Here is a 1,012-nt window from a genome sequence, read left to right on the forward strand (position 1 = left end):
ACCGGAAGGATTTAAGAACTTTACTGAACAGGCAGAAAGAGTAATAAAAGAAGCTCAGAAAAATGGGAATGTAAGAGAAGTAAATGAAAAAACATATTATTACATTGATGGAGCTAATAAAGCTAAAGAGGGAGTTATAGTTAAAGATAAAAAAATCCAAACAATGATGCCAAGTAGTAAAAAATATTTTTTGAAATAACTAAGAATAGAAAATATGCTTCAAAAAAAATAAAAAAAATTTTAAAGAGGAATTTTATGAAAAAATATTTAGTAGAAAAAATTCTTAAAGTCGACGGAATTGAAAGATTTGTATTAGTAAAAGATACATCAGATAATAAAAAATTAAAGATGTATTTTTTATCAGATATGGAAGATTATGTAGAAACCTTTGAAAATATGAAAGATATAAAAAAAGGAGATATATTAGAAGGAAGATTGTTAATTGTTTTTGTATGTGAAAGCATAAAAATAAACGATAAAAAAAATGGACAAAGCTCACGTTCTTTTCATTTTAAATCATTGGTTAATAAATCTAATAAAATATCATATGAACAACCTATAAAAAATTCATCTTATATTGAAGCGATAGTAGAAGTATATAGAGTAATAGATGAATATTCTATATATGTAAAATCAGATATTTCTGACAGAAAAATATTAATAGATTTTGAAAGTAGGGTAAGCTATAATAAAGGTGATATGATTTATGTAGAAGGAGAATTAAAAATAGACGATTTTAAAGTTATTAAGAACTCAAAAAAGATGTAAAAGTAATAATGTATGATGGAAAAATACAATCTATGATGCCTTTTAAAGTTCCAGCAAAATAAATTGAAAGATAGGAGCATAAAAATGGAAAAATTTATAATACAGAAAATAAAAGCGGATTTTTATGAAAGATGGTTAAGGGTAAAAAAAAAATAGATGATGGAAAAGAATTTGGTATATATTTTATGGAATTTTCAGAAGATGTTTTTATGATGAACAATATAAGTATGAAAAGAAAGGTAGG

General features: G+C 23.6%; 2 protein-coding genes. Both read left to right on the forward strand.

What is annotated here, in order from left to right; all coding sequences use genetic code 11:
- Positions 1 to 199 (forward strand): hypothetical protein (locus tag Q0370_RS11465; RefSeq protein ID WP_299575847.1); only part of this gene is annotated, 199 nt, incomplete at its 5' end.
- Positions 200 to 255: 56 nt separating this feature from the next.
- Positions 256 to 768, forward strand: a complete 513-nt coding sequence (locus tag Q0370_RS11470; RefSeq protein WP_299575849.1) for a hypothetical protein — start codon at positions 256 to 258, stop codon at positions 766 to 768.
- Positions 769 to 1,012 lie beyond the last annotated feature (244 nt).

The sequence above is a fragment of the uncultured Leptotrichia sp. genome (assembly GCF_938036635.1).
Lineage (GTDB): Bacteria > Fusobacteriota > Fusobacteriia > Fusobacteriales > Leptotrichiaceae > Leptotrichia > Leptotrichia hongkongensis.

Bases quoted from the DNA above. Each gene is read 5' to 3' on its own strand.
- Q0370_RS11470 (WP_299575849.1), top strand. From the start codon at position 256: ATGAAAAAATATTTAGTAGAAAAAATTCTTAAAGTCGACGGAATTGAA.